This is a genomic window from Chryseobacterium sp. CG10_8, from assembly GCF_058117085.1.
On sequence record NZ_JBYVEB010000168.1, the window covers coordinates 1 to 4,020 of the forward strand.

General features: G+C 35.0%; 5 protein-coding genes. 4 read left to right on the plus strand and 1 reads right to left on the minus strand.

The annotated features are described in order from the left end of the window. The first annotated feature begins 96 nt into the window (after positions 1-96). From AC4AGG_RS15575 to AC4AGG_RS15585, 3 genes are all read left to right on the plus strand, one after another. A complete protein-coding gene (locus AC4AGG_RS15575) occupies positions 97-729 on the plus strand; it encodes an outer membrane beta-barrel protein (protein WP_489772939.1) in 633 nt (210 codons plus the stop codon). 218 nt (positions 730-947) lie between these two features. Next, positions 948-1,523 carry an outer membrane beta-barrel protein gene (locus tag AC4AGG_RS15580; protein ID WP_489772940.1) on the plus strand — a complete coding sequence of 192 codons (576 nt, stop codon included), beginning with the start codon at positions 948-950 and terminating at the stop codon, positions 1,521-1,523. Positions 1,524-1,690: 167 nt separating this feature from the next. Beyond that, positions 1,691-2,221 (plus strand): hypothetical protein, encoded by a 531-nt coding sequence (locus AC4AGG_RS15585; RefSeq protein ID WP_489772941.1) that lies wholly within the window; start codon positions 1,691-1,693, stop codon positions 2,219-2,221. Positions 2,222-2,295: 74 nt separating this feature from the next. On the opposite strand, the gene ffh is transcribed toward AC4AGG_RS15585, so the two are convergent. Beyond that, positions 2,296-3,663 carry a signal recognition particle protein gene (gene ffh, locus AC4AGG_RS15590; protein ID WP_489772942.1) on the minus strand — a complete coding sequence of 456 codons (1,368 nt, stop codon included), beginning with the start codon at positions 3,661-3,663 and terminating at the stop codon, positions 2,296-2,298. A gap of 99 nt (positions 3,664-3,762) precedes the next feature. On the opposite strand from ffh, the gene AC4AGG_RS15595 reads away from it, so the two are divergent. Next, the gene (locus AC4AGG_RS15595) at positions 3,763-4,020 is read left to right on the plus strand and encodes an AtpZ/AtpI family protein (protein WP_489772943.1); all 258 of its coding nucleotides are present in this window, start codon (positions 3,763-3,765) and stop codon (positions 4,018-4,020) included.

Sequence of the window (4,020 nt, forward strand, 5' to 3'; positions counted from 1 at the left end):
TCAAATATTTTCACATGACAAATATCATGTATTAACATTGGGTTAACATTGGAAGAAGGTTTACTTTTGCGCCTTCAAAATTTTAAACAAAAAAACATGAAAAAATTATTTTTAGTTGGTGCTTTAGCACTTGTCGGAGCAATGAATGCTCAAAAAAACACCTTGTTAGTTGGTGGTGATATTTCTTATACTACTACAAAGGATACTTCTGGTACGTCTAACGCAGAAACTAAAACAAATGAATTTTCTTTTAATCCAACAATCGGTTACCAGTTTTCTGATAACATGACTGCAGGTGTTAGATTTGGTTTTAATAATGGAAAAAGTACTAATGATTATACTTCTTCTAATGTTTATTATGCAACTGAGACTAAATACAATGATTTCCAATATGGCGTTTTCGGAAGATATGCTAAACCTCTAGGTGGAGCATTTGCAGTGTACGGTGATTTGGATCTTTATGCATTCAATGGAAAAGAAACTGGTAGTGCAACTGTTGGTTCTGTAACAACTTCAAATGAAGCTAAGTATAATGGTTTTGGTGTTGGATTTACTCCAAACTTATTTATCAACTTCAAAAATTCTTTCGGATTGAATTTCAACATCGGAGGTATTGGTTACGAAGGATCAAAAGCTGACGGTTCTGGAGATAAAACAAGTTCTTTCAACGTTAATTTTGGTAAAACTGTTAACATCGGTATTTCTAAAAACTTCAAGTTGGGTAAATAATAAGCATTTATTTATTAATATTAATCCTGAGAATTTTCTCAGGATTTTTTTTAGGGTGAACTCGTAAAAATTGCTTTTACCACTTTTTGTCCTCAAAAGAGTGGGATTTTTATGAATTGAGATTTTGATAGAATAATGATAAATGTCATTCTTAAGTATTAAGCTAGTATTGAGACTTATTTTACTTTTACAGCAGAAATTTTAAATTAATAAAAGACATGAAAAAATTATTGTTAATCGCTTCTATGATTATTTTAGGAGCTAACGTTAGTGCACAAGAAAAATCTGCAGGATTCAAAGGAAAATGGTTTGTAATGGGACAGGCAGGGTATAATTCTTCAGACAATAATACTGTAAGTAATTATAGTGTTTTGCCTGCTGTGGGTACTTTCATTGCGCCGACTACAGCGGTAGGAGCAGCATTTGGTTATGTTGGATCTAGTGTTAAAGATTCTGACGAAGCAACAGGTGCGTTTGTTGTTCAGCCTCTTGTAAGAAAATATTGGGGAGTTTCTGATAAGCTTTTCATTTTCGGACAGGCATCTGTTCCATTAACATTTGGAAAAAATACATCAGCTTCTAATTATGAAACGAAGTACACAAGTTACGGAATCCAATTAGCGCCAGGCCTTGATTATTTTCTTTCTCCGCATTGGACAATTGAAACTCAGTTTGGGTTGTTAGGTTGGAGTGGAACAAGCTACAAAGATGGTGAAGATTATAATGACTTCGAAATCGGTCTTAACTCCGGTTTATTGAGCGGAGTTAAATTCGGAGTTAAATATGTATTCTAATAAAACAGAGTATTAAATCAAACTCTAAAAGGCATTTCAAATCATTTTGAAATGCTTTTTTTTGTTCATTATTCACTTTGTAATCTAAATTTTGATTTTCATATATTTGCTACGTAAAAAATTAATTTAACCAATTGTCTTAATGGCAATAAATAAACAATTTAATTATGAAAAAACTATTTTTGGTTGGTGCTTTAGCACTATTTGGAGTAATGAATGCTCAATCTGGTTTTAAGATTGGAGCTCACTTTGGTTTACCAGTTGTTGATGCTTCTGATTCTTATAGCTTCAAATTTGGAGTTGACGCAGCTTACCTATTTCCTGTTGCTGAAAAATTGAGTGTTGGTGTAGCTACAGGTTATCAAGCTTGGTTAGGGAAGGAGTATTATGGATATGATGTTCCAACAATGAGCATGGTTCCTCTGGCTGCGACAGCAGAGTATAAAATCGCGGATAAGTTTGGTCTTGGATTGGATCTTGGATATGCTTTCGCTTTTTCTGACTATGATGATGGTGGAGGATTCTACTATGTACCAAGAGCGTCTTATTACTTCAACAGTAAAACTGCTGCGACACTTAGTTATACTGGTGTAACTAAAGATGGTCCTGACTATTATTATGGAGGATGGTATCTTGGAAGTAGCAGAACAAATTACGGTTCAGTTAATCTTGGAATTACTTACATGATTGGGAAATAATCTATAAATTATTAATAAATGAAAAGCCACTTCGTACGAAGTGGCTTTTGTATTGTAAAGAAAGTTGTAAACTTCTATCTTCCGAAAAGGTTACCGCCCATTCCTGGCATTTTTGGCATTCCTTTGCTCATCATCTGCATTAACTGTTTTCCTTGAGGTCCTTGCATCATCTTCATCATTTTACCCATCTGCTCAAACTGTTTCATCAGCGCATTGACGTCTTCAATTTTTCTACCAGAACCTTTCGCAATTCTGGTTTTTCTTTGAGTATTAATGATAGAAGGTTTTCTTCTTTCTTGTGGTGTCATGGAGTGGATGATTGCTTCAACGTGTTTGAAGGCGTCATCGCTGATGTCAACGTCTTTAATTGCTTTCCCCATTCCCGGAACCATTCCCATCAAATCCTTCATGTTACCCATCTTCTTAATCTGCTGAATTTGCTTCAAGAAATCATCAAAACCAAATTCGTTTTTAGCGATCTGCTTTTGGATTCTTAATGCTTCCTCTTCATCAAATTGCTCTTGAGCTCTTTCTACCAAAGATACAACGTCTCCCATTCCTAAGATACGGTCTGCCATCCTTTCTGGATAGAAGATATCCAAAGCTTCCATTTTTTCTCCGGTGGAGATAAATTTGATTGGCTTTTCAACAACAGAGCGAATTGTTAAAGCAGCACCACCTCTGGTATCACCATCTAATTTGGTCAAAACAACCCCGTCAAAATTAAGCGCATCATTGAAGGCTTTTGCCGTATTCACAGCATCTTGACCAGTCATAGAGTCCACCACGAAAAGCGTTTCTTGAGGCTTGATGAAATAATGAACAGACTTAATCTCGTTCATCATCTGTTCATCAACTGCTAGACGACCAGCGGTATCGACAATTACGGTATCGAAATTATTTTCTTTGGCATATTTCACTGCATTTTCAGCAATAGCAGAAGGATTGGTTGCACCCTCTTCAGAATAAACTGGAACATTAACTTGCTCTCCTAATATTTTCAACTGATCAACAGCAGCGGGACGATAAACGTCACAAGCAACCAAAAGAGGCTTTTTGTTTCTTTTTTGTTTTAGATAATGCGCTAATTTACCAGAAAATGTAGTCTTACCAGAACCTTGCAAACCAGCAATTAGTATAACAGAAGGTTTACCAGAAAGGTTAATTCCTTCATGTGTACCACCCATTAAATCAACCAATTCATCGTGAACGATTTTGGTCATCAATTGTCCTGGAGTAAGGCTTGTTAATACATTTTCACCAATGGCTTTATCTTGGACTCTCTTGGTAAGGTCTTTTGCAATTTTGTAGTTAACATCAGCATCAACCAAAGCACGTCTGATTTCCTTCACCGTTTCTGCAACGTTGATTTCTGTAATCTTTCCGCGACCTTTGAGGTTGTGTAATGCCTGATCTAATTTATCTTGTAAACTATTGAACATAATTTGATTTTAGGATTGCAAAAATAATGATTTTTAAGGAATTTTGAAAAAGGTATATTCAACCTTCTTATTTATTAAGTAGTTTTGCAAAAAATTCCGATGAAAAACGAGGACAAAGATAAGAAACAAAGTGATGAAGAATTCGCTAAAAGTGGATTCAGAAGTTATGCTGTTTACTCAGGAGTAGTTTTTCAGATGTTGGCTACAATGGGTTTGGGATTTTGGGGAGGAAAGAAGCTTAATGATTATTATGAGATGGAAAATAATCTACTTACAGTAGGAGTAGGTTTTCTCGCTATGGCTTTGGCATTATACAATACGGTGAAAAATTTAGAAAGAATTAATAAAAAAGATTAA